Genomic DNA, 23,793 nt, shown 5'->3' with positions numbered 1-23,793 from the left:
GCTGGTGCGACTTCAGGAGCAGGCGACAGCGACTTCCAGAGCCGTGCAGATCTGGCGCATGCGCTCGTCGCTGAGGCGGCCCAAGCGTTCCACGAGATGTGCTTGGGGAGTGCCTTCGATTGAATCCAGATTGACCGCTGACACTTTCGGTACCGGATCATCTCCGGGCTCGAGCACGACTTCGCTGGACAAACCTCGGATCGATGTCGTACACGGCGCAACAACTGCCGTAGCGAGGCGTTCCAATGCTGAATCACGCAAGAGCACTACGACCGGCCGGCGTCCGATGTGCGGCGATTCGAGCCACCAAACCTCGCCCCACTGAGGACGAACAACAGTCACGGCGTGGACTCGTCGATGTCAAGTTTCTCGCGACGGGGCGGGTCTCCCCACTTCGCCGTGATGAAAGATTCCAAGTCGCCCCACTCGTCCGGCGTATTCAGGGGAATACGGTCGTACACCTCGTACTCCGCGTCGATCTCGGCCTGCCGGTGACGGTCGGTCAGCGCTTTGAGGGCCGCGTCCATCATCGCTGCATCACTGTCCCAGGCTTGGAGCCCGCGAGCTTGGTCAAGAAGGGCATCATCGACGGTAGTGCTTACTCGCTGCCGCATGCCATGAACATAGCATTTCTATGGCATAAGCGAAGCCCGCCGAACGGCTCGACGTAGACGCCGCCATGACAACAGTCGAACCGGACGGGCCGCGCGGTCAGCAGACATGGATGTCGGGAGTGGGCCTAAGCTGCGGGCATGGAACTGGGGTCTGTTCATCACGTTTCGATCAACTGTGCCGACGTGGACGCCGCGGCGCCGTTCTACACCGACATCCTGGGCATGAAGCAGCTGGATCGGCCGGACCTCGGCTTCAACGGACGGTGGCTGCAAACGCCCGGCGGCGGCGAGGTGCACCTCATCGAGGTGCCCGACTGGGTGCCTCCCAAGGGCCAGCACTGGGCGTTCAAGGTGGACGACATCGACGCCACCGTGACAGAGCTGCGCGAAGCGGGCGTGAGGGTCAAGGACCCTGTGCCGCTGCCTGGAACCACCGCTCGCCAGACGTTCTTCTTCGACCCGGCCGGCAACATGATCGAGCTGAATCAGCCGGCCTGAGAGCCCGCTCGGATAGTTCGCTGCTCGGGAAACGACTGTCACGCTCTTTGCGCAAATTTGCCGTCTGTGGCGGCATTTCTGCACACAGTTGAGCCAGACGGGGCTGGCGAACATCGCCGCCAATCCGCTAGCGCTCTAGGTCACGGTCGCAATTCAGTCGGTGCGGTACGCCGCGAGATTCATCACGCGGTCGAAGAGTGCCCCGGCGCCGATCTGCTCGCAGAGGTCTTCGAAACCGCGGTGCGGGCCGCGCCATGCCAACTCGTCGACACTTTCTGACACCGGTGCATCGGTGCGGACGGTGGCGATGCGGCGGAACAGCAGGGCCAGATCACGCTCGGCAGCAAGCGTTGCCGCAAGGCCGGCGGCGCCTCGGACCTTGGGCACCCAGTCGGTGTGCGAGTCCGGAATCTCCCCGATGTGGCCGTAGTGCGACAGCATCACCGATGTCGACTTGGCGCCCCAGCCGCGCAGGCCCGGAAAACCGTCGGCGCTGTCGCCCACCAAGCCCAAATAATCAGGGATCGACCCGGGGCTGACGCCGAACTTCGCTTCGACGCCGGCCGTGTCGAAGACCTCATCGGCACGGCGATCCCACTGGACAACCCTGCCGCCCACGCACTGGCCCAAGTCCTTGTCCGGCGTGCAGATGAACACTTGCTGGACGCGGTCGTCGTCTGCGGCCATCGCAGCACCGGCGGCCATGGCGTCGTCGGCTTCGAACTCGATCATCGGCCACACAGCAACCCCCAGCAGGCGCAGCGCATCTTCGGTGGGATGGAACTGCGCCAGCAAGTCCGGCTCGATTCCTGAGCCGTCCTTGTAGCCGGGCCACAGATCGTTGCGGAACGACTCCACGACATGATCGGTGGCCACCGCAACGTGGGTGGCGCCTCCCTCCAGCAACATCACGATGTTGCCGAGCACACCCCGCAGTGCCCCAATCTCGGCGCCGTCGGCCGAATCGCGGCGGGGAACGGCGAAGAAGTGGCGGAACAGTTCGTAGGTGCCGTCGATCAGGTGAACGTCGAACTGACCCGCGGCGGGCGGCGGTCCGTGCGCTCCCTCCATGGACGCGACCCTAGGAGGCCACCAGCCAGGGCACTGCCGCCACAGCCCGCTCTAGAGTTGGCGCGGCCGACCGCCCAGGGGTGACCCCGGCGGCCAGCAGAGCAAACACACGAACACGGCCCACGACGACGCACAACACTGAGGGGACGACATGAAGGTTCCGTTTACTGTTTCCGACTTCCTGTACCGGGCCGAGAACGTCTACCCGGACCGGGTGGCGCTGGCTGACGAGCCCGAAGCGCCCGGCGGCGGGCTCGGCGAGATCACCTACGCACAATTCGGCGAGCTGGTGCGCGCCCAGGCTGCCAAGCTGGACCAGCTCGGCATCTCCCACGGCGAGCGGGTCGCGATGGTGTCCCAGAACGCCGGACGGCTCATGACGTCGTTCTATGGCGTGTCGGGCTACGGCCGTATCTTCGTGCCGATCAACTTCCGCCTCAGCCACGACGAGATCAGCTACATCGTCGATCACTGCGGCGCCACGATGCTGCTGGTGGACCCCTCAATGGAGGACACCTGCAAGGACATCGACATCGAGCACTTCGTCGTGATGGGCACCGACGCCGACGACCAGATGTACGCGACTGGGGTCGAGCCGGCGCCCTGGACGCCCGACGAGGACGCCACCGCAACGATCAACTACACCTCCGGCACCACCGCCCGCCCCAAGGGCGTGCAGCAGACGCACCGGGCGCTGTGGGTGAACGCCACCACGTTCGGCTGGCACTCGGGCGTCAGCGACCGTGACGTGTACCTGCACACGCTGCCGATGTTCCACTGCAACGGCTGGGGCATGCCCTACGCCGTGACCGGCATGGGCGGCAAGCATGTCGTGCAGCGCGAGGTGCGCGGCCCCGAGATCCTGCGCCGCATCGAAGAGCACGGCGTCACGCTCATGTGCGGCGCGCCGGCGGTGGTGGCCGCTGTGCTCGACGCAGCGGCCGACTGGGAGGGCCCAATCCCCGGCAGCGGACGCGTACGGATGGTGGTGGCGGGCGCCCCGCCCCCCACGCGCACCATCGCCCGGATGGAGACCGAGCTGGGCTGGGAGTTCATCCAGATCTACGGCCTCACCGAGACGGCGCCGCTGCTGACCATGAACCGCTGCCGGCACGAATGGGACGACTTCGATCCCGACGAGAAGGCCCGCAAGCTGAGCCGGGCGGGCGCCCCGGCGATCGGGGTCAAGATCGACGTCGACAACCAGGGCGAGATCCTGGCTCGGGCAAACGTCGTGCTCGAGGGCTACTGGGAGCAACCCGCGGCGACCGCCGAAGCCATCACCGACGGCTGGTTCCACACCGGTGACGGCGGCACGATGGACTCAGAGCACCACGTCACCATCTCGGACCGCAAGAAGGACGTGATCATCACCGGCGGCGAGAACGTGTCCTCCATCGAGGTGGAGGACGTGCTGTTCAACCATCCGGCGGTGACCGAAGTGGCCGTGATCGGCGTGCCCGACGAGAAGTGGGGCGAGACCATCAAAGCGCTCGTGGTGATCGACGCTGCAGTTGACACAGCGACCGAGCGCGAGCTCATCGATTTCTGCCGCGACCGGATGTCGCACTTCAAGTGCCCCACCAGCGTCGAGTTCCGCGAAGAGCTGGCCCGCACGGCCACCGGCAAGCTGCAAAAGTTCAAGCTCCGTGCCCCCTACTGGGAAGGCATGGAGAAGCTGATCAACTGATTTTCCGCTAGAGGGGCTCCACGCCGCCTTCAGCTCGGCGGCGCTCGACGAAGTCGGTGAGCTCAGCCCGGATGGCGTCGTCCATCGGAGGCTCTTCGTAGTCGGCGAGTAGCTGCTTCCAGATGCGGTTCGCCCGCTGGGTGGCGTCGAGCGCACCGTCCTCGTACCACGTCTCGAAGTTGCGCCAGTCCGACAGCATCGGCTCGTAGAAAGCGGTGTCGTAGCGCTCCAGCGTGTGGGCAGAGCCGAAGAAATGGTTGGCAGGTCCGACCTCGGCAATGGCGTCGATGGCGAGCGAAGCGTCGTCGATGGAGATGGGCCGCAGCACCGCTCGCAGCATCTGGATCATCTCGGCGTCGATGATCACCTTCTCATAGGAGGCACACAGACCGCCCTCGAGCCAGCCCAGGCCGTGCAGCACGTAGTTGATGCCGCCGACCACGCATGCCCACAGCGACATCTGCGACTCGTAGGTGGCCTGCGCATCGGGAGCGTTGGAAGCGTTCGCGTTGGAGGCACGCAGCGGCAGGCCGTAGCGGCGCGCCAACTGGCCGCTGATGATGGTGGCCTTTACGTACTCGGGCGTGCCGAACGCCGGCGCCCCTGACCGCATGTCGACATTCGAAGTGAAGCTGCCGTACACCACCGGCACGCCCGGGTTCACGCACTGCGCCAGCGTGATGCCCGCCAGCGCCTCGGCATTCTGCAAGGTGAGCGCTCCGGCAATCGTGATCGGCGCCATTGCACCCGCCAGCGTGAACGGCGTGTACACGACCGGCTGGCCGTGCCGGGCCAGCTCGATGGCTCCTTCGAGCATCGGCCTGTCGTACACGAGCGGCGAGTTTGCATTTACGACCGTATGGATGGACGGCTCTCGCAGCAGCGTGTCATGGTCGATGCCGCGGGCGATGCGAGCGATCTCGATGGCGTCGCTGACACGGGACCGGCCCAGCGAGTAGCAGAAGCCCGGCTTGGTCGACAGCGTGTACATGGCCGAGACCGCGTCCAGATGGCGGGTGCGCACTTCGAGATCGATCGGCTCGACGGAGTGGCCGGTGCAGGTGTCGGCCGCATCCAGCTGCTGCTGCAAGCGCAGCATGTTGCAGTAGTCGACGTAGTTGCCCGTGACCCGGCCACGATCCAAGTCCGACACGTTCGGCGGGCTCCCGACCATGCCGAACACGACCCAGTCGTCGCCGAAGATGACGCTGTTGGCGGGGTCGCGCGCATGCAGCGTGAAGGTCGACGGCGCCAATGCCACCGATTCGGTGACCATTTCGGGCGGGAAGCGGACCCGCACGCCATCATCGGACGTCGCGCCCGCCGTGCGAAGGATCTCCACCGCTTCAGGCAGCAGGAAGTTCATGCCGATCTCGGACAGCACCCGCAGCGATGCATTGTGGATGCGCTCGACTTCGTCGGCGCTGATGAGTTCCAGCGGCTTGAAAATGTTGCGTGCCTGCTGCCGGGGTGCCGCAGCAGCCGCGACCGAGTCCTGTCGCCTACGGCCTCGACGCGTCATGTCGCCTCGCCACTGTGTGGAAGCGCTCAGTGGAAGCGCTCAGTGGAGGCGCTCACTGTCGTGAGCCGAATTGCACAGCTCACCGTCTCGAACCGTACGGTCCTGTATGGAACGCGTCAAGGAAGTCTGCGCATCTCAGGAATGCAGTCCTGTGAGAATCGCTGTCCGCTCCTGCGTGGTTGGCGCGCGACCCACGTAGATCTCGAAGTAGTACGTGCAGGATTCGATCCGAGCGTCCATCGGCACGTCCACCTCGAGCTCGTACCAGCCCATCTGCAGGTAGTACATGGTGCGGGCCCGGTGCAGGGCCATCGTCGAGTCGGGAACCTCGGGAGCAAGCATCGCCATGAGCGCTTCGACCCGCCGCTGGTCGGCCTCGCGCAGGCGCTCCCACAAGTCGGTATTGCTGCGACCCCAGTGGCGCACCGCCACCTCGAGATGCGGGTCGAATCGTTCCATGGAAAGCCAGCAGCGCATCAAGGCGATGTAGCGCTCGATGATGCCGCCCTCGCGGGTCGCGGCCGCGATGATCGTCCCGGAGTTGGTCTCTTCCCACACTTCCAGCAAGCGGTCGAGCAGGGCCTCGTGATTCTCGAAGTGCCAGTAGAAGCTGCCCCGGGTGACACCGAGTTTCTTGGCGAGCGGCAGGACCTTCACGGCGCCGATGCCGTCGGTGATCAGCGTCTTCAATGCTGCCGCCACCCAGTCGTCAGCGCTCAAGCGCACCCGCTCAGCCATCGAGCCACCCTAGCCAGCGTCCAACCGTTCGATAGTGGGAGGCCTTACGGATCGACAAAGCGAGCACTCTTGGAGTCATCACTCTCACAATGCGTCTACGCTGGGACCGTGCGAGTCGAGGATCTGGCGATGGCGCATTCGGTGAGCGTCGACACCGTGCGCTATTACCAGAAGATCGGGGTGCTGCACCCGCCCGCCCGTCAGGGCCGCGTGGCACAGTACGACGAGAGCCACGAGCGACGGCTCGGTGAGATCCGACGCCTAGCTGAGGCGGGCTTCTCGCTGGCGCAGATTCGACGGCTCGGCGACGGCCACGACGACCCGATGCTGCTTGCGCTGGGCGGACGCCACGGTGACACCCTGGCCTTCGACGAGTTGGTGCAGCAGTCCGGGCTCGAGGAAGAACTCGTGCGGCTGGCGACCGACACCGGCCTGGTGCGACCGCTGCACCCCTCCGTGGGCGGCGATGACGCGTCCTCGACTGCCGATGCCGGCGGTGCCGCGGACGACGCGCTCTACAGCACAGGCGCGCTGACGATGCTGCGCGCGGCCGCAGAGCTGCTCGCCGCCGAAATGCCGCTCGACGATCTCATCGGCCTCGCGCTGCGGCACGCATCGAACATGGAAGCTGTCGCTGCGGACGCGGTCGGGCTGTTCGCTGACCGCTTCGCAGACGTGCCCGCGGCACAACGCGCCGATCTGGCCGCTCGCCTGATCCCGCTGGTCACCGATCTGGTGGCACAGCATTTCCGCGAAGCACTCGTCGAACACGCCACCGAACGGGTCCTGGCCGGCAGCGACCATGAGTCGGCGGGAAGTACCCCCTCGGTGGTGACGGTGGCAGGGCCGAGCGCACCCGCCGCAGCGGGGTTCCGCCGCGGCGCGTCAGCGGGCCTGCGCGGCACCCGCACCCTGACATTGGAATGCCGGGAGCTGCCCGGGGCGCCCGATCCGCTGGAGGTGTTCGCCGCAGCCGAGGGGTCGCAACGGGTGTACTGGGCATGTCCCGACGACGATCTGGAGTTCTGCGCCCTCGGCAGCGTCTTCGAAGCCAGCGCTGAGCCGGGCGCTGGACGCTGGGTCTCCGTTGCCGAGGCGCTGGGCCTGCTGGATGTCACCGTGACCGGCGACAGTGGTCATCCGATCGGACCACTGCTCGCCGGCGGCTTCTCGTTCAGCGCAGACCCGCCCGAGGCCCCTTCGGCGTGGGAGGCATTCGGCACAGGCGCCTTGACGCTGCCCGAGCTGCTCTTGGTGCGCCACGGCGGCCGGTCCTGGCTGACATCAGCGCCGGGTGCCAGCGTGTGGCCGGTCATGGCAGCCGTGCACAGCGCTGCGGACCCTGAACTCGCGGACACGGCAGCCAGCGATCTGAATGCGGCTGCACTTGCGTTGCTCGGCAGCAGCTATCAAGCCGACGACAGCTATGTCGCGCTCGTGCGGCGCGCACTGCGCAGGATCGCCGAGGGAGGGCTCGACAAGGTCGTGACGGCTCGCGAGCTGCGCATAGCGTCGCGCCTCGAGCCCATCGCAGTGCTCGACCGGCTGCGGACGCGATATCCGTCCTGCGCGTCGTTCGCATTCGGACGCGGGTCGCAGACATTCTTCGGCGCCACGCCTGAACGGCTGGTGCAATTCGACGGCACACGGCTGCACACCGACGCCCTGGCCGGCTCGCGGCCCCGCTACGGCGATCCGGCACGAGACCGGGAACTCGGGGCCGAAATGCAACGCGATCCCAAGGAGCTGACCGAGCACGCGATGGTGGTCACCGACGTGCGCGACACGCTGCGTGCGTGCGGTGTGGCGCTCGATCCTCCCTCGCCGACCGGCGTCATGGAGCTGGCGCGCATCATGCACCTCCATACGCCGATCACCGGACGTGTCACGGCGGGCTCAACGGTGCTGGAACTCGCCGGCGCACTGCATCCCACGGCGGCAGTCGCGGGACTTCCACGGCGCATTGCCCGCGACTGGATTGAGCAGCACGAAGGCTTCGACCGTGGCTGGTACGCAGCGCCGGTCGGCTGGACGACGCTGGACGGGCACGGCGAGTTTCGCGTTGCACTGCGCTGCGCGCTGACTAGTCCGACCGAATCCAGGTTGTTCGCGGGCGGTGGCATCGTGACTGGCGCAGATCCGAGCGCTGAACTGGCCGAGACCGCCACCAAGCTCGAAGCCCTCCTGTACGCGCTCGAAGGCGACTGAACCACAGCATGCAGATCTCCGAGCACGATTCGGCATACGTGGCTTGCCGCTCGCTGTGCGAGGGGCTGGTCACAGCCGGCGTCACCGATGCGGTGGTGTGCCCGGGTTCGCGGTCGATGCCGCTGGCGCTCACCGTCGACGCCACTGCCGGGTTGCAGACGTGGGTCAGGATCGACGAACGATCCGCTGGCTTCTTCGCACTCGGGCTGGCGAAGGGCTCCGGAAAACCGACGGTGCTGGTGTGCACGTCGGGCACCGCAGCCGCCAACTACCTGCCAGCAGTCGTCGAGGCGCACTACTCGGGCGTGCCGCTGGTAGTGCTGACTGCTGACCGGCCGCCGGAGCTGCGCGGCTGGGGCGCCGGCCAGGCCATCGACCAGCACTCGCTGTATGGCAGCCACGTGCGCTGGTTCTGCGAGACCCCGGTGCCATCGGAGCTGCCGCCTGATCGAGCGACACGGTGGTTCGCTGTCGCAGCGGCGCGGGCGGTCCAGCAGGCGGCTGGGCTCAATCCTGGACCGGTACATGTCAATTTGCCGTTTCGTGAGCCATTGGAACCGTTGGAGCCGAATGGCTTTGCTTCTTCGCCTGCCCCTCCCCTCCCTATGCGCACACGCGTCGACACAGGCGGTCTTGGCGAATCAGCGGGCGCTGTGAATGCGCTGGTGGAGTTCGCTGAGCGTCGCGGGCGAGGGGTGGTGGTCGCGGGTCCGATGCATGACGGTGATCGCTGGGTGGATGCGGTGGCGGAGTTTTGCCGGGCTACGGGGTGGCCGCTGTTGGCTGAGCCTTGCTCGCAGCTTCGGCGTGAGCTGGATGGAGTTGTGGTGACGGATCATCACGACGTGTTGCTCCGGACGGCATGGGCTGACGCCGAGCCGCCCGGAGCAGTGCTGCGCGTCGGCGGAGCGCCCACATGCAAGTCGTTGCGGCTCTGGATTGAGCGGCATCGTCCGGCGTTTGCACTGGTTGACCCGGCGCGCAGCTGGACCGATGCCAGCTTCAACGTCACGTTGCACCTGGGGGTGGGGCCCGACGTGCTGGCCGAAGCGGCCGGACAGCTGTCCGGGCCCGGTGCTGGATGGGCGCGGCGATGGGCCGAAGCCGATGCACGCGCAGGCGCAGCGATTGACGGCGTGCTCGATGCTGAACCCTTGCAGGAAGCGGGCGTGGCTCGGCAACTGGGACGCAGCCTGCCCGCGGGCCATGCGCTGTACGTGTCGAATTCGATGCCGGTTCGAGACGTCGACACTTACCTTCGTGCTCGCCCCGAACCGTTGGCAGCGCACGCCAGCCGGGGCGCCAGCGGCATCGACGGCGTGATCTCGGCAGCGGCCGGGGTGGCGGCGTCGGGCACACCTACCACCGTGCTGGTCGGGGATCTGGCATTCCGCCACGATCTCGGCGGCCTCGTGGGAGCGTTCGATCCAGCACCGGCGCCGATCGACCTCACGGTCGTCGTGGTCGACAACGGCGGCGGGACGATCTTTTCGTTCCTGCCCGCGTACGGGGTTGTCGACGCCGACGCATTTGATCGGCTGCTGACGACGCCGCCCGCTCGTCGCAGTGCAGAACTCGCCGGCGGGCTGGCAGCCGCCGTGGGCTTCGGGCACCACCACGTTGCGTCATGTGCGCAGCTGCATGACCTGTTGGCTGCGACCCACTCGGGCTGCGGCGTACGCGTCATCACGATCGACATCGACCCGGACGCCAACCGCGACCAGCACCGGCGCCTCGCTGCTGCCGTCGAGCTGGCTACAGCGGGCGCCGAACCGGGCTCGCAGTGACGTCTGCGCCCGCAGCGCTGCAGCTCGCCACCACGGTCACCGGCAGCGGGGCACCAGTCATCGTGATTCACGGATTTACCGGCAGTGCCGCTGCGATGGCGCCATTGGTGGACCGGCTGAAGGGCTACCGGCGCGTCGCGGTGGACCTCGTCGGGCACGGCCACAGCCCATCACCGCCAGATCTGGCGTCCTACAGCCTCGAGGCCACGGCCGAGTTGCTCGCCGAACTGGCGGCCGCGGCGCCTGATGGACCGTGCCACGTCGTCGGCTACTCGATGGGCGGCCGGGTGGCACTTGCCCTCGCCACGACGCACCCGGAGGTCTGCCGCTCGCTCAGCCTCATCAGCGCCACCGCCGGGCTGGCGGACGCCGCAGCGCGTGCGAAACGCCGCGAAGCCGACGAAGCGCTCGCCGATCAGATCGACGAGCTCGGCCTGGCGCGCTTCGTGGACGACTGGGTTGCCCTGCCGATGTGGGACACGCTGCGCGCTCGCCTCGACCCCGACGAGTGGGACGCCTCCATCCGCCAGCGCATGAAGTGCAATCCCGCGGGTCTGGCGAACTCGCTGCGTGCCGCGGGAACCGGCTCGATGACGCCGCTGTGGGATCAGCTGGTTGGCATTGCGGTACCGACACTGGTGGTGTGCGGTGAACTGGACGCCAAGTTCGTCACCACCGGCCGCAAGATGGCCAGCCTGCTCCCCGACAGTGAGCTCGTCGTGCCCGATGGCTCAGGTCATGCCGTCCATCTTGAAGACCCTGACAGGTGCGCAGCGGCTATCCGCCAGCACCTCGACGCTCACTGACCCCGGGCATTTCACGGGGAGCGGGCAAATCAAAGGCGCCGGGCAACAGCTCACTGACTGTGGTGTGCTCGTTCACGGCGCAATCCGGAACACCGGCCTCGTGCAACAGCTGCCGGCAGCGGCCGCAGGGGGCGAGCAAGTTGCCCTCAGGATCGGTCACCGCCACGGCCACAAGGCGACCGCCCCCGCTGCGATGCAGGTCGCTGACCATACCGCATTCGGCGCAGAGCGTCAGCCCATAGGACGCGTTCTCAACGTTGCATCCAGACACGATTCGCCCGTCGTCAACGAGACCGGCCGCTCCCACAGAGAAGTTGGAGTACGGCGCGTACGCCATGCGGGACGCGTCTTGGGCCGCGGCACGCAGCTCAGCCCACGGGATGTCGGCTTCTCTCGGCATCGGTGGTGCGTCTTCCCCCTCGGATGGTCGATGAGGGTATGCCCCGCACAAAGCAGAGGGGCAACGGTGCCGTCTGCCCAATAGCTTCAACCCGGTGCAGGCGACCTTGGGGGAATTCGAGCTGGCGCTCGCACAGCCGTTGCTGACGGCCCACGGCCCGATCACCGTTCGCCGTGGCATCGAGGTGCACGTGGGCGACCACGCCTGCGTGGGTCGAGGCGAGGCAGCGCCGCTGCCTGGATTCGGCGTAGAGACCTACGATGAGGCGCTCGCAGCGCTCGAGCGATGGGCGACCGATCCCGAGGGCGATCCGCCGAGTGAACCATGCGCTGCGGCTGCTGTCGAGTCTGCGCTGACGCAGCTCGATGCCGAGATCGAGGGCGTGACCTTGGCCACGCTTCTTGCCGGGAAGACGCCCGCCCAGCGGCGCATCGCCACGCACGCACTCGTCGCTGACCTGGATCCAGAAGCCGCCGCGCAGCGGGCCGCGCGCGCAGCAGCGGCTGGCCATGTGGCCGTGAAGCTCAAGGTTGCGGCGAGCGATCCGAGCGGTAACGGGGTGTCCGTCGCGTCGGCCGCGGACGAGTCTGCGCGCATCGCCGCCGTGCGCCGTGCGCTGCCGGCCGGCGTGGCGCTGCGATTGGATGCGAACGGGGGCTGGGACCGTTCAACCGCGATCAAAGTGCTGCGTCGCGTCGGCTACCTCGACATCGAGTTCGTGGAAGAACCCACGCCACAGCCTGCGGACTGGGCGCAGATCAGCCGCACCGTCGGGCTGCCCGTGGCGGCCGATGAACACCTGCGAGACCCGGATGCGCTCGACCGGCTCGTCGAGGTGGGCGCTATCGAGGTGGCGGTCCTCAAGCCTGCCGTGCTGGGTGGGCCGCACGCCACCTACGACCTGTCCCGCCGAGCGTCGATGCGCGGTGTGCGTTCGGTGGTGTCGTCGTTCATCTGCGGTCCTGCAGGTCTGCGGGTCGCCCGCGACACGGCGGTAGCTGTCGATCCACACGGCGTGCACGGCATTGGCACCGCGACGCTGTTCGCCGACCCGCTGCCCGAAGATGTCACGCCTGCTGGCGGCTACCTACCCGTGCCCACCGAAGCCTCGACCGGCGGCGCCTGAACCCTCGCTAGATGCGCCAGCGTTGGGTCTTCCCGAGCGGGGTCTTGGGCAGCGTGTCGACCAGCTCGATCGCGCGCGGTGCGCAGTAGGCGGGAAGGTGGGACTTGACGGCGTCGCGGAGCTCGTCGACCGATGGAGGATTGGTGGGGTCAGCGGGGACCATCACGGCAGTGACTGCTTGGCCCCATTCGGGGTCGGGACGGCCGACGACGGCGACTTCGGCGACACCGGGGTGCTGGGCCAGGATCCGCTCGACTGCGACCGGCCAGACCTTCTGCGCACCGCTGGTGATCATGTCGTCGACTCTGCCGAAGACTGAGAGGCGACCGTCGTCAGCGACGGCTCCGGCGTCGCCGGTGCTGAACCAGCCGTGGTCGGTGCGGGGATCGGTGCCGTCGCGGTAGCAGCGCAGCAGCATCGGGCATCGCAGTTGGACCTCGTCGCCGACGGCGCGCAGCTCGACGCCGCGTAGAGGCCAGCCCTCGTAGACCACGCCGCTGAACGTCTCGGTCAAGCCGTAGGTGGCGACGGTGTTCTGGGGTCGCTCGGCGGGCATGGCCGAACCGCCGAGCAAGATGGCTCGGAAGGCTGACGCTTCGGTGCGTTGCAGCGCTGTCGGCACGAGTGACGTCAGCGTTGCTCCCCGCCGGGCGGCGTCGGCGACTGCTGCAGCGTCGAAGCCGTCGTGGACTTCGCAGGGGGTGTCGGTCAGCAGTGCGCGAACCACAACGGACAGCCCGCCAACGTGCGCGAGCGGCAGGCATGCCAGCCAGCGGTCGGTGGTGGGATCCACCTCGAGCGCGGAGCTTGTGGCCATCGCGTTTGCTTCGATGGCTGCGTGGGTGAGGACCGCGCCCTTTGGTTCGCCGGTGCTTCCGCTGGTGACCACTACGAGCGCGTCGCCGGGCTCGACGGCCCAGCCGCCGCGGCGGCGGTGACGACCGGCGGCATCTACGACGATGCTGGCTCCCATGCGCTCGACGAGCGACTGCTGTGCTGCCGCTGGCAAGCGCTGGTCAACCGGCAATACGGCGTCGCTGGCGTCCCAGGCGCGCTGCAATTCGGTCACGAAGCGATCGCCTCCGCCCAGCGACAGGGCCACCAGTCGATGCACGGCGCGGACGCTACCGGCGGGTGTCGGGTGCGTCCGCCGGATTTCTCCCGCGAGACTGGTCCGCGACATGACTGGATCCGATGTCGGTGGGACAATCCCATCGCCGACGCCAACGCTGCGCTGGACCGGCGACAGCATCGAGATCATCGACCAGACGCGACTGCCCGCCGAGCTGGCCCTGATCGATGTGCGAGACACGGCGACCGCGATGGATGCCATGGAGCGGCTCGCAATCCGGGGCGCGCCCGCACTCGGTGCGTTCGGCGCTCTCGCCGTCGTCGTCGGATTCGACGAAGCGGCGCCTCGCTCGCTCGACGAGGCTCGATCGGTACTCGAGCGTCTGCGCACTCAGATCGGCGATGCCCGTCCGACGGCGGTCAACCTGCGCTGGGCGGTCGACCGTACGATCGACACAGCGCTCGGCACCCCCGCCGCGACAGACACAGCAACCTTGCGAGAGCGATTGCTTGCCGAAGCGCAGGCCGTCGGAGCCGAGGACGCCGAGGCGTGTGCAGAGATCGGACGCCTCGGGCGTCAGGTCCTCGCTGACGCGACCAACATCGCGACGCATTGCAACGCAGGCCGGCTGGCCACCGCTGGAATCGGCACTGCGCTGGCCACCGTGTACGCCAAGGCCGCAGCTGGCGAGCCGGTTCGGGTACTGGCGTCAGAGACACGGCCGCTGTTGCAGGGTGCACGACTGACGGCGTGGGAACTGACCGACGCTGGCATCGACGTGTCGGTGGTGGCGGACAGCGCGATGGCGTCGCTGATCGCCGCTGGCGAAGTGGATGCGGTGATGGTGGGAGCGGATCGCATCGCTGCGAATGGCGACACCGCCAACAAGGTCGGCACCTTCGTCCATGCGCTCGCCGCCGCCGATGCGGGCATCGGGTTCTACATCGCCGCCCCGACCACGACGATCGACCCGGAGGTGCCGTCAGGCGAGCGCATCGCCATCGAGCAGCGGGATCCCGACGAGGTGCACAGCGTCGGCGGGCGCCGACTCACGCCTGCGGGCGCGGGGGCGGTCAATCCGGCGTTCGATGTGACGCCGGCCCGCCTCATCACGGCGATCATCACCGATGCCGGAGTCCTGCGACCGCCGTATGGCCCCTCCATCGCCGCAGCCCTGGCAGCGACCCGGGGTCCCCGAGGGAGGGCCGATTGATGCAGAACCGTTGGGATGCTTCCGAAGCAGAGCGCTGGGCCGCATTGGGCGATCTCGGCGAAATCACTTTCGGGTCACGCTTGGTCGGTGCCGACCCGGCACTGGTGCTCCATGGCGGCGGCAACACGTCGATCAAGGGCACGAGCCGCGACGCCTGGGGTGAACCGGTGCCGACGCTGTGGGTGAAGGGCAGCGGCTGGGACCTCGGCACCATCGAACCGCCCGGCTTCGCGCCGTTGCGACTCGATCCTGTGCAGCGACTGGCGGAGCTGGAGCAGCTGAGCGATACCGAGATGGTGAACCAGCTGCGCATCCACTTACTCGATGCCAGCGCACCGAACCCGTCTGTGGAAGCCATCCTGCACGCGCTGCTGCCGCAGCGAGCGGTCCTGCACAGTCACGCCGACGCCGTTCTGGCGCTTACCAACACTGGCGCCGGCGATGCCCGCGTGCGCGATCTCTGGGGCGACCGGATCGTCGTGGTGCCATATGTCATGCCGGGGTTCGACCTTGCCCGTCGCTGCGCCGTCGAATGGGCCGCGCAGGCGCACGACGGCACCGAGGCCATGGTCCTGGCGAACCACGGGATCTTCACTTTCGGTGTGACGGTGCGCGCTGCCTACGACTCGATGATCGCCTTCATCAGCGAGGCCGAGCAGTGCCTCGCCGATGCCGGGGCGCCTTCGTTCGGCGGCAGCGATGCGGGCGAGACGGGTGCCAGCAGGGCGCGTGGCATCAGCCTTGACACGGTCGAGGCGGTAGCGGAGCTGCGAGCAGCGATCTCAGCTGCGGCCGGCACGCCGATGCTGCTGCGCGCCGTGCACGACGAACGAGCCGCGGCGTTCTGCGCCCGAGACGACGTGGCATCGGTGGCGCGCCGGGGACCGGCGACGCCCGATCACATCATCCGCACCAAGCAGTTCCCGATGGTGGGCCGCGACGTCGGCTCGTTCGCAGCCGACTATCGCGAGTACTTCGAACGCAACCGTGCACGGCATGACGAACCCGGCGCACACACGACACTCACGATGCTGGACCCTGCGCCGCGGGTGGTACTGGACCCTCGGCTCGGGCTGTGGACGGCGGGCCGGCGAGCCGGCGACTGCGACATTGCTGCCGACATCTACCTGCACACCATCGATGTGATCTGTGCCGCCGAAGCGCTGGGTGGCTACGTGGCGCTCAACGAAGCCGACCTGTTCGATGTCGAGTACTGGGAGCTCGAGCAGGCCAAGCTGGCTCGCTCCGGAACGCCGGCGGGGTTGGCGGGCCAAGTGGCGCTGGTGACGGGCGCTGCGTCGGGCATCGGGCGCGCTGCAGCGGACGCACTCGCGGCCGGCGGCGCTGCGGTGGTCGGCATCGACCTGGCCGAAGCACCGGACGCAAGCACCGGGACGGCGCGACATCACGCCGTCACCGACGTCACCGATCCTGGCGCTGTCGCGGCAGCGGTGACAGGCGCCGTGGAGCGTTTCGGGGGCATCGACATCGTCGTGGCAGCAGCCGGCATCTTCGGCCCTTCGGCACCGCTGGGCAGCCTCGCCGACGATGCGGGGCTGGGAACTGCCTGGCAGCAGACCTTCGACATCAACGTGAGCGGGACGGCGAACACGCTCGCAGCGGCACACCGCGTTCTGCGGCACTCGCCCGCTGGCGGCCGTGTCGTGATCGTCGGCTCGAAGAACGTGCCCGCGCCGGGCAAGGGAGCCGCGGCTTACTCGGCATCCAAGGCTGCGCTCACCCAGCTCGCCCGAGTCGCGGCACTCGAGTGGGCTGCCGACGGCATCACTGTCAACGTCGTGCATCCCGACGGCGTGTTCGATACGGGGCTGTGGTCCGATGAGCTCATCGCCGAGCGAGCTTCCGCCTACGGGTTGACGTCGGAGCAGTACCGGCGACGCAACCTGCTGGGCCGCGAGCTGGCCTCAGCCGATGTCGGCGCGCTCATTGCCCAGATGTGCGGTCCCGCCTTCGCCCACACCACCGGCGCCCAGATCCCCCAAGACGGCGGCAGCGACCGCGTCATCTAGCTGCCGGTTGCAGCGACCGCTGGGGTGGCGCCGGCCATGAGCAGGCCGATCTCCTCGCGGGTGGTGGTGCGGGGGTCGACGGTGGCCACAATGCGGCCCTCGTACATGACGGCAATCCGGTCGCTGAGGGCCATCACCTCGTCGAGCTCGGCTGACACCAGCAGCACCGCCGTGCCCTCGTCGCGGCGTTCGCGGATACGGCGCCAGATGAACTCGATGGCGCCGATGTCGATGCCGCGGGTGGGCTGAGCGGCGATCAACAGATCGATGTCGTCAGAGAACTCGCGGCCCACGATGAGCTTCTGCTTGTTGCCGCCCGAGAGGCTGTCCGCAGGCGTGTCCACACTCGGGGTGCGCACATCGAAGGTCGCGACGACATCTTGGGCATGTGCATCAATGCGGTCGCGGTGCAGCATGCCGCCTGCCGAGAACGGACGCCTGAAGTAGCGGTTCAGCACTGAGTTGTCGGCCACCGAGTAGGAGCCGATGAGACCGTGCTTGGCCCGGTCCTCGGGAATGTGACCCACGCCGATGACCGTGACCTGGCGCGGCCGCGCTCCTGAGGCATCCCGGTCGCTGATCGACACGTCGCCGGCAGTCGCGTGGCGCAGACCAGTGATGGCCTCCACCAATTCCCGTTGGCCGTTGCCCTCCACGCCGGCCACGCCGACGATCTCACCAGCACGCACCGTGAGCGACAACTCGTCGACGGCGCGCTGGCCGCGGTCGTCGTCGGCGCAGAGGCTGCGGATGTCGAGCACGACCGGTCGTGCGTCCTCAGAGGGCTCAACAGCGGGCGACTGCGTCCCGGCAGGCTCGGATTCTGGTGTTGCAGCGGCCGTCGCGATCGGGCCTGCGACCGCGACGACACCCGACTCGATGCGGTCGCCGCTCAGGTCCACAGCCCGACCGACCATCAACTCGGCCAGCGCTGCCTCGCTGGTCTCCGCCGGCGTGGTCGTGCCCACCACCTTGCCCTCGCGCAGCACGACGATGTCGTCGGCTGCAGCCATGACCTCGCGCAGCTTGTGGGTGATGAACACGATGCCGACCCCCTGGTCGGTCAAGCCGCGCAGCACGCCGAGCAGGTGGTCGGTCTCCTGCGGGGTGAGCACGGCCGTGGGCTCGTCGGCGATCAGCACGCGGGCGTCGCGGTACAGCGCCTTGAGAATCTCGACCCGTTGCTGCGCACCCACCGGCAGGTCCTCGACTGGGGCGTCTGGGTCGACGTGCAGGCCGAAGCGCTCCGCCAGCTCCAAGACGCGTCGCCGGGCCTGGGCCAGATCGATCATCCCGAACCGGTGTGGCTCAGCGCCGAGCACGATGTTGCGCACGACGCTCATCGGGGGCACAAGCTGGAAGTGCTGGTGCACCATGCCGACACCCCGGGCGATGGCGTCGTGCGGGCTCGACAGCTCCACCGTCTCGTCGGCAATCACCACCTCGCCCGCATCGGGCCGGTGCAGGCCGAACAGCACGTTCACGAGGGTGCTCTTGCCGGCGCCGTTCTCGCCCAGCAGCGCCAGGATGCGGCCCGGTCGCAGCTCGACCGACACGTCGTCGTTTGCCACCACGGCGCCGAATCGCTTGGTGATCCCCCGCCCTGCCAGCAGCACCTCGGGGGGGCGCTGCGCAGCAGCCGCATCAAACCCAGGCTGCGCGCCGTTCGCCGCAGATGCAGCCATCACCGAACCTCGTAGGGCTGACCGAGCGCGGCGGGGTCGCGCATGTGCCCGAACAGGCCTGCGGCGGCCACCACGATGATCGTCACCACAAACGGCAGCATCCCCACGAACTGCGCCGGAATATCGAAGGTGTCGTTCAGCTGGAACTGGTTCTGCAATGCCGTGGTAAAGCCGAAGAACAGGGCCGCGGCATAGGCGCCGAGCGGCGTGCGGCGGCCGAAGATCATCACGGCAAGCGCCAGGAAACCGCGGCCGCCCGACATCGCACGGCTGAACGTGCCGACGGCCTCGAGGGCAAGGTATGCGCCGCCGAGACCGGCCAGCCCTCCCGCCAGGGTCACGTTCAGATACCGCAGCCGGATGACGTCGACACCGACCGTGGCAGCGGCGCCGGGGTGCTCGCCGATGGCAGTGGTGCGCATCCCCCACACCGACCGCAGCAGCAGCACGTGCAGCACGACAACCAGCACGAGCGCGACGTAGGTGAGCGGCGGGCGGTTGAACAGCGCCCTGCCGACGACCGGCAGGTCGGCCAGCGGCCCGAGTTCGATCGCCTGGTACTTGAGCTGGCCGAGCGAGCGCCCGCGGTCGTAGAAGAACGACGTGAGGCCGAGCGCGGCGATGTTCAGCACCGTGCCGGCGATGATCTGGTCGGTGCGCAGCCCGATCGACATCGCGGCCAGCATCCAGCCCATCGCGAGCCCGGTGGCCACGCCGGCCACCACGCCCGCAGCGAGCGATCCGACGACCGACGCCACCGTGAACGCCGCGAACGCCGACATCAAGAACTGCCCCTCGATCCCGATGTTGACGATTCCTGAGCGCTCGCCGAGCATCCCGCACATCGCTCCGAGCACCAGCAGCGTGGCCGCACGCACGGTCCCCGACAGCACAGCAGTGGTCTGCGGACCGTTCCAGGCGTAGAAGCCCCACACGCATACGACGACCGCAACTGCTCCCGCCACAGTCCAGATGCGCGCCGGACTCCAGTGCCGCTGCACAGCGGCCCCCGACGACGCCTCGATCACCGTCATCGGCCCCAACCTGCGCCCAGGGTGAGACGGCGGTCATCCGCGTCGCGCAACCGCAGCAGCCAGCGCACAATCATCGGCGCAGCGACGAACAGCAGGATCAGCGCCTGAATGACATCGATGATCTCGGGTGCAACACCCGACTCGAACTGCATCTTGGCTGCACCGGCTTCCATCACCCCTACGAGCAGGCCCGCGGGGATCACGGCCACCGGATGTGTCCGCGCCAGCAGTGCGATGGTGATGCCCTCGAAGCCCAGGCCCACGTTCACGCCCGCTTCGAACCGCCCGTCCACACCCAGCGACTCGACAGCGCCGCCGAGGCCGGCCAACAGCCCCGACACCGCCATGACCGACGCGATGATCCACCCCACCGAGATGCCTGCGTACCGGGCAGCGTGACGGTTGGCCCCGACGCTGCGCACCTCGAAGCCGTACGTCGTGCGCTCCAGCAAGAACCAGCACACCACTGCGGCGGCCACGGCCAGCAAGAACCCCGCAGGCAGCCAGCCCCAGGTGGGGATGACGGCCGAGTCCTCCACGAGCGGGGTGCGGGCAATGATATTCGAACCCGACGTGTCCTGCCAAGGATTCGCCGCCAGCCAATCCGTGAGATTGCCGGCGACGAAGTTGAGCATGATCGTGACGATCACCTCGTGTGCTCCCGAGGTGGCCTTCAGCACGCCCGCGATCGCACCCCACGCCGCTCCCGCAGCGCCGCCGACGAGCAGCGCTAGGGGCAGGTGAATCACCAGCGGCAGACCGTCGATGCCAAAACCGACACCTGCCGCGAATGCAGCGCCGACCAGGAGCTGACCTTGCCCGCCGATGTTGAACAGGCCCGCCTTGAAGGCGAATGCGACCGCCAAGCCGCCGAAGATGAGCGGTGTGGCCTTCTGCAGAGTGCGCAGCACCGCATCGGCGTCACCCAGCCCGCCGAGAACCAGTGCCCCGTAGGCACTGAGAACCGAATGGCCCTGCACTTTGATGAGCATCGCGCCCAGCACGAGCCCGAGCACGACTGATGCCAGCGGTACTGCTGCGGCGCGCAGGACCGTGCGAGCCGTGACCCGGGAGGCTGGGGCCCGCCGGGTCGCGGCGGCCTCGGATCCGGTTGTCTGATCTGTCTCAGCGGGCGCCGATGAGCCAGCGGACGCGCTCACGGCGAGGTGAGGTGTCCGCGGCCCACGGCGACCGACTCAGTTCGTGCCTCGCTGGCTCAGCCCGGTGGCCAGCCGGTGTCGATGCTTCCGTCGTTCAGGCCCACCAGCACGTCGTCGAGCGTGGCACGCATGTCATCGGTGACGACATCGTCGAAGTCATGGAACGGAGCCAGTCCGACCTCGCCGAGGTAGTTGCCACCAGTGAACTCACCTGCGCTGGCTTGGGCGACCAGGTCGGCCACACCCGGGGTGATGAGCTTCATAGCGCTCGTCAACAAGCACGGCTGCGCTTCGGGCACGGTGTTCCACTGGTCGGTGTCGACGCCCACGCAGTACGCGCCGTCTTGCGAGGCGATCTCGATGAGCGCCCCGTTGCCGGTGGCACCGCCTGCGCCGAAGATGATGTCCGCGCCCTGATCAAGCGCCTGGCGTGCAGTGGCGGCACCCCAGTCGGGGTCGCCGAAGGCCACGTCAAGGCCGCCAGGGTGATACGTGGAAATCGTCTGCACGCCTGCGTTGGTGTAGCGCGCACCGTGCTCCCAGCCTTCCTTGAAGGCCACCACTGGCGGGACCAGGTCAGTGCCCAGCACGGCGCCCACGATGTCGGTCTCGGTGAGCATGCCTGCCAGCGCGCCCGCTAGGAAGCCCGACTTGTCCTCCGGGAAGATCAACCCCGCAAGGTTCGGCAGCGTTTCTCCCTGGAACTGGTCGACACCGATGAAGAAGATGTCCGGGTTTGCCTGTGCCGCAGCGATGGTGGCGTCACCGAGGCCGAAGCCGACGGTGATGATGACGTTCGCACCGTCCTCGACGAACAGGCCGATGTTGTTCTCGTAGTCCTTGGCCTCTTCGGTCTCGATGTAGTTCGCCTCGACACCCAGTGCAGCAGCGGCTTGCTGCGCGCCTTCCCATGCCGATTGGTTGAAGCTCTTGTCGTCGACCTTGCCGGTATCGGTGACGAGTCCGATCTTGAACGGCTCGGCGTCGTCCATATCGTCGGCAGGCTCTTCGGCCGCGGCCGTCGTCGCCGGTGCCGCAGCGGTTGTTGCCGCGGGCTCGTCGCTGCCCGTGCATGCTGCGGCGAATATCGCCAGTACAGCGAACACGATCGCGAATCGTTTGGTGAATACGGTCATGAGGTCCCTCCCGTGAGCGCAGGCGACGGAAACCGGTTCGTACGCCTGCGCCCCGTGTCGGGGAGCCTATTCCTCGACGAGTTCGACGAGCGTGCCCAGGTTCCCCTTGGGATGCACGAACGCAACGGTTGTGCCGCGCGAGCCCGGACGGGGGGCCGTGTCGATGGGCACGGCACCTGCGTCAATCATCGCCCCGAGGGCCGCTGCACAATCGTCCACCCGGTAGCCGATGTGGTGGAGGCCTTCGCCCCGGCGGTCGAGGAATCTGGCAATCGGCGAATCGGGACGGGTCGCGGCGGTGAGCTGGATGTAGCTGTCAGCCACCTTGATCAGGGCTTCTTCGACACCGTCAGAGTCCACGGTCTCACGGTGGGCGACCTCGGCTCCGAATGCCTCGGCGTAGTAGGCGACTGCCGCATCAAGGTCCTTCACGGCGATGGCGACATGGTCGATCTCGGTCAGGATCATCGGCTCGGCACTTTCTTGTCGGCGGCTTCGAGTGGCAGCGGCTTCAGGCGTTGGCGGCTTCCAGCGATGCAGCGTGGCGCGCGAACAGCGTGATCTTCTCTTCCCCGATCTGTTCGCGCTTGTCGGGATCGGTGATGCCTTGCCCGGGCCCGGACGCCAGGCACAGCACGCCGAGCTTGCCCTCGTGCAAGTTGCAATGCACCTGCCACGCCGCAAGACCGGTCTCGTCCAGCGTGTACGTCTTGGACAGGGTCGGTTGGATGCGGCCCTGTCCGATGAGACGGTTCATCGCCCATGCTTCGGCGTAGTTGGCGAAGTGGCTCGCGACGATCCGCTTGAGCCGCATCCACAGGTGACGGTTGTCGTACTCGATCATGTAGCCGCTGGTGGCGGCACACGTCACGATCTTGCCGCCGCGCTTGGCGACGAACACCGAAGCCCCCATCGTGGATCGGCCGGGATGCTCGAACACGATGTCGGGGTCGTCGCCGATGAGGCCCCGCACCGTCTTTCCGAGGCGGCGCCATTCGCGCTCGTCCTGGGTGTTCTCGTCGGCCCAGAAGCGGTAGCCGTCGGCGCTGCGGTCGATGACGTGGTCGACGCCGAGCTGGTGGAGCAACTCGACCTTGTCGGGTGAGCTGACCACGCCGATCGGCACGCCGCCGCCGTTGAGCACGAGCTGGCAGGCATAGCCGCCGAGCCCGCCCGAGGCGCCCCAGACGAGCACCGAGTCGCCCTGTTTCATGCGAGCAGCGTTGTCGCCGACCAGCATCCGGTACGAGGTGGATGCGCACAGCGCATTCACGGCCGCTTCTTCCCAGCTGAGATGCGTCGGCTTGGGCATGAGCTGGTTGGCCTTCACCACCGAGAGGTCGGCGAGACCGCCGAAGTTGCTCTCGAAGCCCCAGATCCGCTGGTTGGAGGCCATCATCGAGTCCTCGTGAGCGGCTGGGTCCTGGTCGTCGACGTAGTTGCAGTGCACGACGACCCGGTCGCCGGGACGCCAGTTGCGCACCGCCGAGCCGACCTGCAGCACCACGCCCGAGGCGTCGGAGCCCAGCACGTGGTAGTCGAGCGCGTGACGGGCGCCCCAAGGGCTCTCGCGGCCGAGACGGTCCAGGAAGCCGAACGTCGGCAGCGGTTCGAAGATCGAGCTCCACACGGTGTTGAAGTTGATCGAGCTGGCCATCACCGCCAGGTACACCTCGTCAGGAGCCAGCCCGGGCGTCGCGACCTCGCCGATGTGCATGGCCTCGCGCGGGTCCTTTTCGGCTGAGGCGCGGCCCTCAAACATCGTTTGCTCATTGCGCAGTACGTGCGCCGCCCTGAAGCTCTCCGGGATCGGCATGGCCTCGAGATCGGGACCGGACGCACCGGCGGCGATGGCATCAGCGAACTGCTTCACGAGCCCGAACGCTAACCGTGCGGCGCGACGTCGCGAGCCGCCGCCGGCTCCTCGCAACGGTAGCGTCGAGAGCCGTTTCGTATACTCGCCGTTCATACATCCGTGTCTCGGCGCAGGGGCTGTGGGCGCG

At 67.8% G+C, this 23,793-nt stretch carries 21 protein-coding genes; 8 read left to right on the top strand and 13 right to left on the bottom strand.

What is annotated here, in order from left to right; all coding sequences use genetic code 11:
• Window positions 1-12: 12 nt before the first annotated feature.
• Together ACOCMM_RS01590 and ACOCMM_RS01585 are read right to left on the bottom strand one after the other, a co-directional pair.
• Window positions 13-342, bottom strand: coding sequence for a type II toxin-antitoxin system PemK/MazF family toxin (locus ACOCMM_RS01590; protein WP_419551458.1), 330 nt, complete (start codon window positions 340-342; stop codon window positions 13-15).
• Window positions 339-614, bottom strand: coding sequence for a DUF2191 domain-containing protein (locus ACOCMM_RS01585; RefSeq protein WP_419551457.1), 276 nt, complete (start codon window positions 612-614; stop codon window positions 339-341). The genes ACOCMM_RS01590 and ACOCMM_RS01585 overlap by 4 nt, the downstream gene beginning before the upstream one ends.
• A 138-nt stretch (window positions 615-752) precedes the next feature.
• Between ACOCMM_RS01585 and ACOCMM_RS01580 the strand changes: the two genes are divergently transcribed.
• Complete coding sequence (locus ACOCMM_RS01580) at window positions 753-1,112, top strand: VOC family protein (protein ID WP_419551456.1); 360 nt, start codon at window positions 753-755, stop codon at window positions 1,110-1,112.
• Between the two features lie 153 nt (window positions 1,113-1,265).
• On the opposite strand, the gene ACOCMM_RS01575 is transcribed toward ACOCMM_RS01580, so the two are convergent.
• Complete coding sequence (locus ACOCMM_RS01575) at window positions 1,266-2,183, bottom strand: 5'-3' exonuclease (RefSeq protein WP_419551455.1); 918 nt, start codon at window positions 2,181-2,183, stop codon at window positions 1,266-1,268.
• Between the two features lie 151 nt (window positions 2,184-2,334).
• Here ACOCMM_RS01575 and ACOCMM_RS01570 point away from each other — a divergent pair, with 151 nt between their 5' ends.
• Window positions 2,335-3,873 carry an AMP-binding protein gene (locus ACOCMM_RS01570; RefSeq protein WP_419551454.1) on the top strand — a complete coding sequence of 513 codons (1,539 nt, stop codon included), beginning with the start codon at window positions 2,335-2,337 and terminating at the stop codon, window positions 3,871-3,873.
• A gap of 7 nt (window positions 3,874-3,880) precedes the next feature.
• On the opposite strand, the gene ACOCMM_RS01565 is transcribed toward ACOCMM_RS01570, so the two are convergent.
• Both ACOCMM_RS01565 and ACOCMM_RS01560 read right to left on the bottom strand, forming a co-directional pair.
• Entirely contained in the window at window positions 3,881-5,395 is a 1,515-nt protein-coding gene (locus ACOCMM_RS01565; RefSeq protein WP_419551453.1) for a trimethylamine methyltransferase family protein, read from the bottom strand.
• Between the two features lie 135 nt (window positions 5,396-5,530).
• A complete protein-coding gene (locus ACOCMM_RS01560; RefSeq protein ID WP_419551452.1) occupies window positions 5,531-6,133 on the bottom strand; it encodes a TetR/AcrR family transcriptional regulator in 603 nt (200 codons plus the stop codon).
• A 108-nt stretch (window positions 6,134-6,241) separates the two neighbouring features.
• Between ACOCMM_RS01560 and ACOCMM_RS01555 the strand changes: the two genes are divergently transcribed.
• The 3 genes from ACOCMM_RS01555 to menH are packed head-to-tail and all read left to right on the top strand — an operon-like array spanning window position 6,242 to window position 10,934.
• The gene (locus ACOCMM_RS01555) at window positions 6,242-8,341 is read left to right on the top strand and encodes an isochorismate synthase (RefSeq protein WP_419551451.1); all 2,100 of its coding nucleotides are present in this window, start codon (window positions 6,242-6,244) and stop codon (window positions 8,339-8,341) included.
• An 8-nt stretch (window positions 8,342-8,349) separates the two neighbouring features.
• Window positions 8,350-10,128 carry a 2-succinyl-5-enolpyruvyl-6-hydroxy-3-cyclohexene-1-carboxylic-acid synthase gene (menD, locus tag ACOCMM_RS01550; RefSeq protein WP_419551450.1) on the top strand — a complete coding sequence of 593 codons (1,779 nt, stop codon included), beginning with the start codon at window positions 8,350-8,352 and terminating at the stop codon, window positions 10,126-10,128.
• Entirely contained in the window at window positions 10,125-10,934 is an 810-nt protein-coding gene (menH, locus tag ACOCMM_RS01545; protein ID WP_419551449.1) for a 2-succinyl-6-hydroxy-2,4-cyclohexadiene-1-carboxylate synthase, read from the top strand. The genes menD and menH overlap by 4 nt, the downstream gene beginning before the upstream one ends.
• Here menH and ACOCMM_RS01540 read toward each other — a convergent pair.
• On the bottom strand, window positions 10,906-11,334 hold the full coding sequence (locus ACOCMM_RS01540; protein WP_419551448.1) for a cytidine deaminase: 429 nt from the start codon (window positions 11,332-11,334) through the stop codon (window positions 10,906-10,908). The two genes, menH and ACOCMM_RS01540, sit on opposite strands and share 29 nt — an antisense overlap.
• A 94-nt stretch (window positions 11,335-11,428) precedes the next feature.
• Between ACOCMM_RS01540 and menC the strand changes: the two genes are divergently transcribed.
• Window positions 11,429-12,460 (top strand): o-succinylbenzoate synthase, encoded by a 1,032-nt coding sequence (gene menC / locus ACOCMM_RS01535; protein ID WP_419551447.1) that lies wholly within the window; start codon window positions 11,429-11,431, stop codon window positions 12,458-12,460.
• A gap of 7 nt (window positions 12,461-12,467) precedes the next feature.
• Here the strand turns inward: menC and ACOCMM_RS01530 are convergent, their stop codons facing one another.
• A complete protein-coding gene (locus ACOCMM_RS01530) occupies window positions 12,468-13,574 on the bottom strand; it encodes a class I adenylate-forming enzyme family protein (RefSeq protein WP_419551446.1) in 1,107 nt (368 codons plus the stop codon).
• 67 nt (window positions 13,575-13,641) lie between these two features.
• On the opposite strand from ACOCMM_RS01530, the gene mtnA reads away from it, so the two are divergent.
• Both mtnA and ACOCMM_RS01520 read left to right on the top strand, forming a co-directional pair.
• A complete protein-coding gene (gene mtnA / locus ACOCMM_RS01525) occupies window positions 13,642-14,745 on the top strand; it encodes an S-methyl-5-thioribose-1-phosphate isomerase (RefSeq protein WP_419551445.1) in 1,104 nt (367 codons plus the stop codon).
• Window positions 14,745-16,775 (top strand): bifunctional aldolase/short-chain dehydrogenase, encoded by a 2,031-nt coding sequence (locus ACOCMM_RS01520; RefSeq protein ID WP_419551444.1) that lies wholly within the window; start codon window positions 14,745-14,747, stop codon window positions 16,773-16,775. The genes mtnA and ACOCMM_RS01520 overlap by 1 nt, the downstream gene beginning before the upstream one ends.
• On the opposite strand, the gene ACOCMM_RS01515 is transcribed toward ACOCMM_RS01520, so the two are convergent.
• The 6 genes from ACOCMM_RS01515 to ccrA all read right to left on the bottom strand — a co-directional run bounded on the left by ACOCMM_RS01515 (window position 16,772) and on the right by ccrA (window position 23,663).
• Entirely contained in the window at window positions 16,772-18,460 is a 1,689-nt protein-coding gene (locus ACOCMM_RS01515) for an ABC transporter ATP-binding protein (protein WP_419551443.1), read from the bottom strand. The genes ACOCMM_RS01520 and ACOCMM_RS01515 overlap by 4 nt on opposite strands.
• Window positions 18,460-19,494: an ABC transporter permease gene (locus ACOCMM_RS01510; protein WP_419551442.1), complete on the bottom strand. Its 1,035-nt coding sequence runs from the start codon at window positions 19,492-19,494 to the stop codon at window positions 18,460-18,462. Before ACOCMM_RS01510 ends, ACOCMM_RS01515 begins: the two co-directional genes overlap by 1 nt.
• A complete protein-coding gene (locus ACOCMM_RS01505) occupies window positions 19,491-20,654 on the bottom strand; it encodes an ABC transporter permease (protein ID WP_419551441.1) in 1,164 nt (387 codons plus the stop codon). The genes ACOCMM_RS01510 and ACOCMM_RS01505 overlap by 4 nt, the downstream gene beginning before the upstream one ends.
• Window positions 20,655-20,710: 56 nt before the next feature.
• Window positions 20,711-21,790 carry a BMP family ABC transporter substrate-binding protein gene (locus ACOCMM_RS01500; RefSeq protein ID WP_419551440.1) on the bottom strand — a complete coding sequence of 360 codons (1,080 nt, stop codon included), beginning with the start codon at window positions 21,788-21,790 and terminating at the stop codon, window positions 20,711-20,713.
• Between the two features lie 66 nt (window positions 21,791-21,856).
• The gene (gene mce / locus ACOCMM_RS01495; RefSeq protein ID WP_419551439.1) at window positions 21,857-22,258 is read right to left on the bottom strand and encodes a methylmalonyl-CoA epimerase; all 402 of its coding nucleotides are present in this window, start codon (window positions 22,256-22,258) and stop codon (window positions 21,857-21,859) included.
• Between the two features lie 43 nt (window positions 22,259-22,301).
• Window positions 22,302-23,663 (bottom strand): crotonyl-CoA carboxylase/reductase, encoded by a 1,362-nt coding sequence (ccrA, locus tag ACOCMM_RS01490; protein ID WP_419551438.1) that lies wholly within the window; start codon window positions 23,661-23,663, stop codon window positions 22,302-22,304.
• Window positions 23,664-23,793: the final 130 nt, after the last annotated feature.

Source organism: Candidatus Poriferisodalis sp., from assembly GCF_965198245.1.
In the GTDB taxonomy this organism is placed as follows: Bacteria; Actinomycetota; Acidimicrobiia; order Acidimicrobiales; family Poriferisodalaceae; genus Poriferisodalis.
This window is presented reverse-complemented; position numbering and strand designations above follow the sequence as displayed.

Coding starts and splice junctions, on each gene's coding strand:
- ACOCMM_RS01585 (WP_419551457.1), bottom strand. CDS start 614: ATGCGGCAGCGAGTAAGCACTACCGTCGATGATGCCCTTCTTGACCAA.
- ACOCMM_RS01580 (WP_419551456.1), top strand. CDS start 753: ATGGAACTGGGGTCTGTTCATCACGTTTCGATCAACTGTGCCGACGTG.
- ACOCMM_RS01575 (WP_419551455.1), bottom strand. CDS start 2,183: ATGGAGGGAGCGCACGGACCGCCGCCCGCCGCGGGTCAGTTCGACGTT.
- ACOCMM_RS01570 (WP_419551454.1), top strand. CDS start 2,335: ATGAAGGTTCCGTTTACTGTTTCCGACTTCCTGTACCGGGCCGAGAAC.
- ACOCMM_RS01565 (WP_419551453.1), bottom strand. CDS start 5,395: ATGACGCGTCGAGGCCGTAGGCGACAGGACTCGGTCGCGGCTGCTGCG.
- ACOCMM_RS01560 (WP_419551452.1), bottom strand. CDS start 6,133: ATGGCTGAGCGGGTGCGCTTGAGCGCTGACGACTGGGTGGCGGCAGCA.
- menD (WP_419551450.1), top strand. CDS start 8,350: ATGCAGATCTCCGAGCACGATTCGGCATACGTGGCTTGCCGCTCGCTG.
- ACOCMM_RS01540 (WP_419551448.1), bottom strand. CDS start 11,334: ATGCCGAGAGAAGCCGACATCCCGTGGGCTGAGCTGCGTGCCGCGGCC.
- mtnA (WP_419551445.1), top strand. CDS start 13,642: ATGACTGGATCCGATGTCGGTGGGACAATCCCATCGCCGACGCCAACG.
- ACOCMM_RS01520 (WP_419551444.1), top strand. CDS start 14,745: ATGCAGAACCGTTGGGATGCTTCCGAAGCAGAGCGCTGGGCCGCATTG.
- ACOCMM_RS01515 (WP_419551443.1), bottom strand. CDS start 18,460: ATGGCTGCATCTGCGGCGAACGGCGCGCAGCCTGGGTTTGATGCGGCT.
- ACOCMM_RS01510 (WP_419551442.1), bottom strand. CDS start 19,494: ATGACGGTGATCGAGGCGTCGTCGGGGGCCGCTGTGCAGCGGCACTGG.
- ACOCMM_RS01500 (WP_419551440.1), bottom strand. CDS start 21,790: ATGACCGTATTCACCAAACGATTCGCGATCGTGTTCGCTGTACTGGCG.
- mce (WP_419551439.1), bottom strand. CDS start 22,258: ATGATCCTGACCGAGATCGACCATGTCGCCATCGCCGTGAAGGACCTT.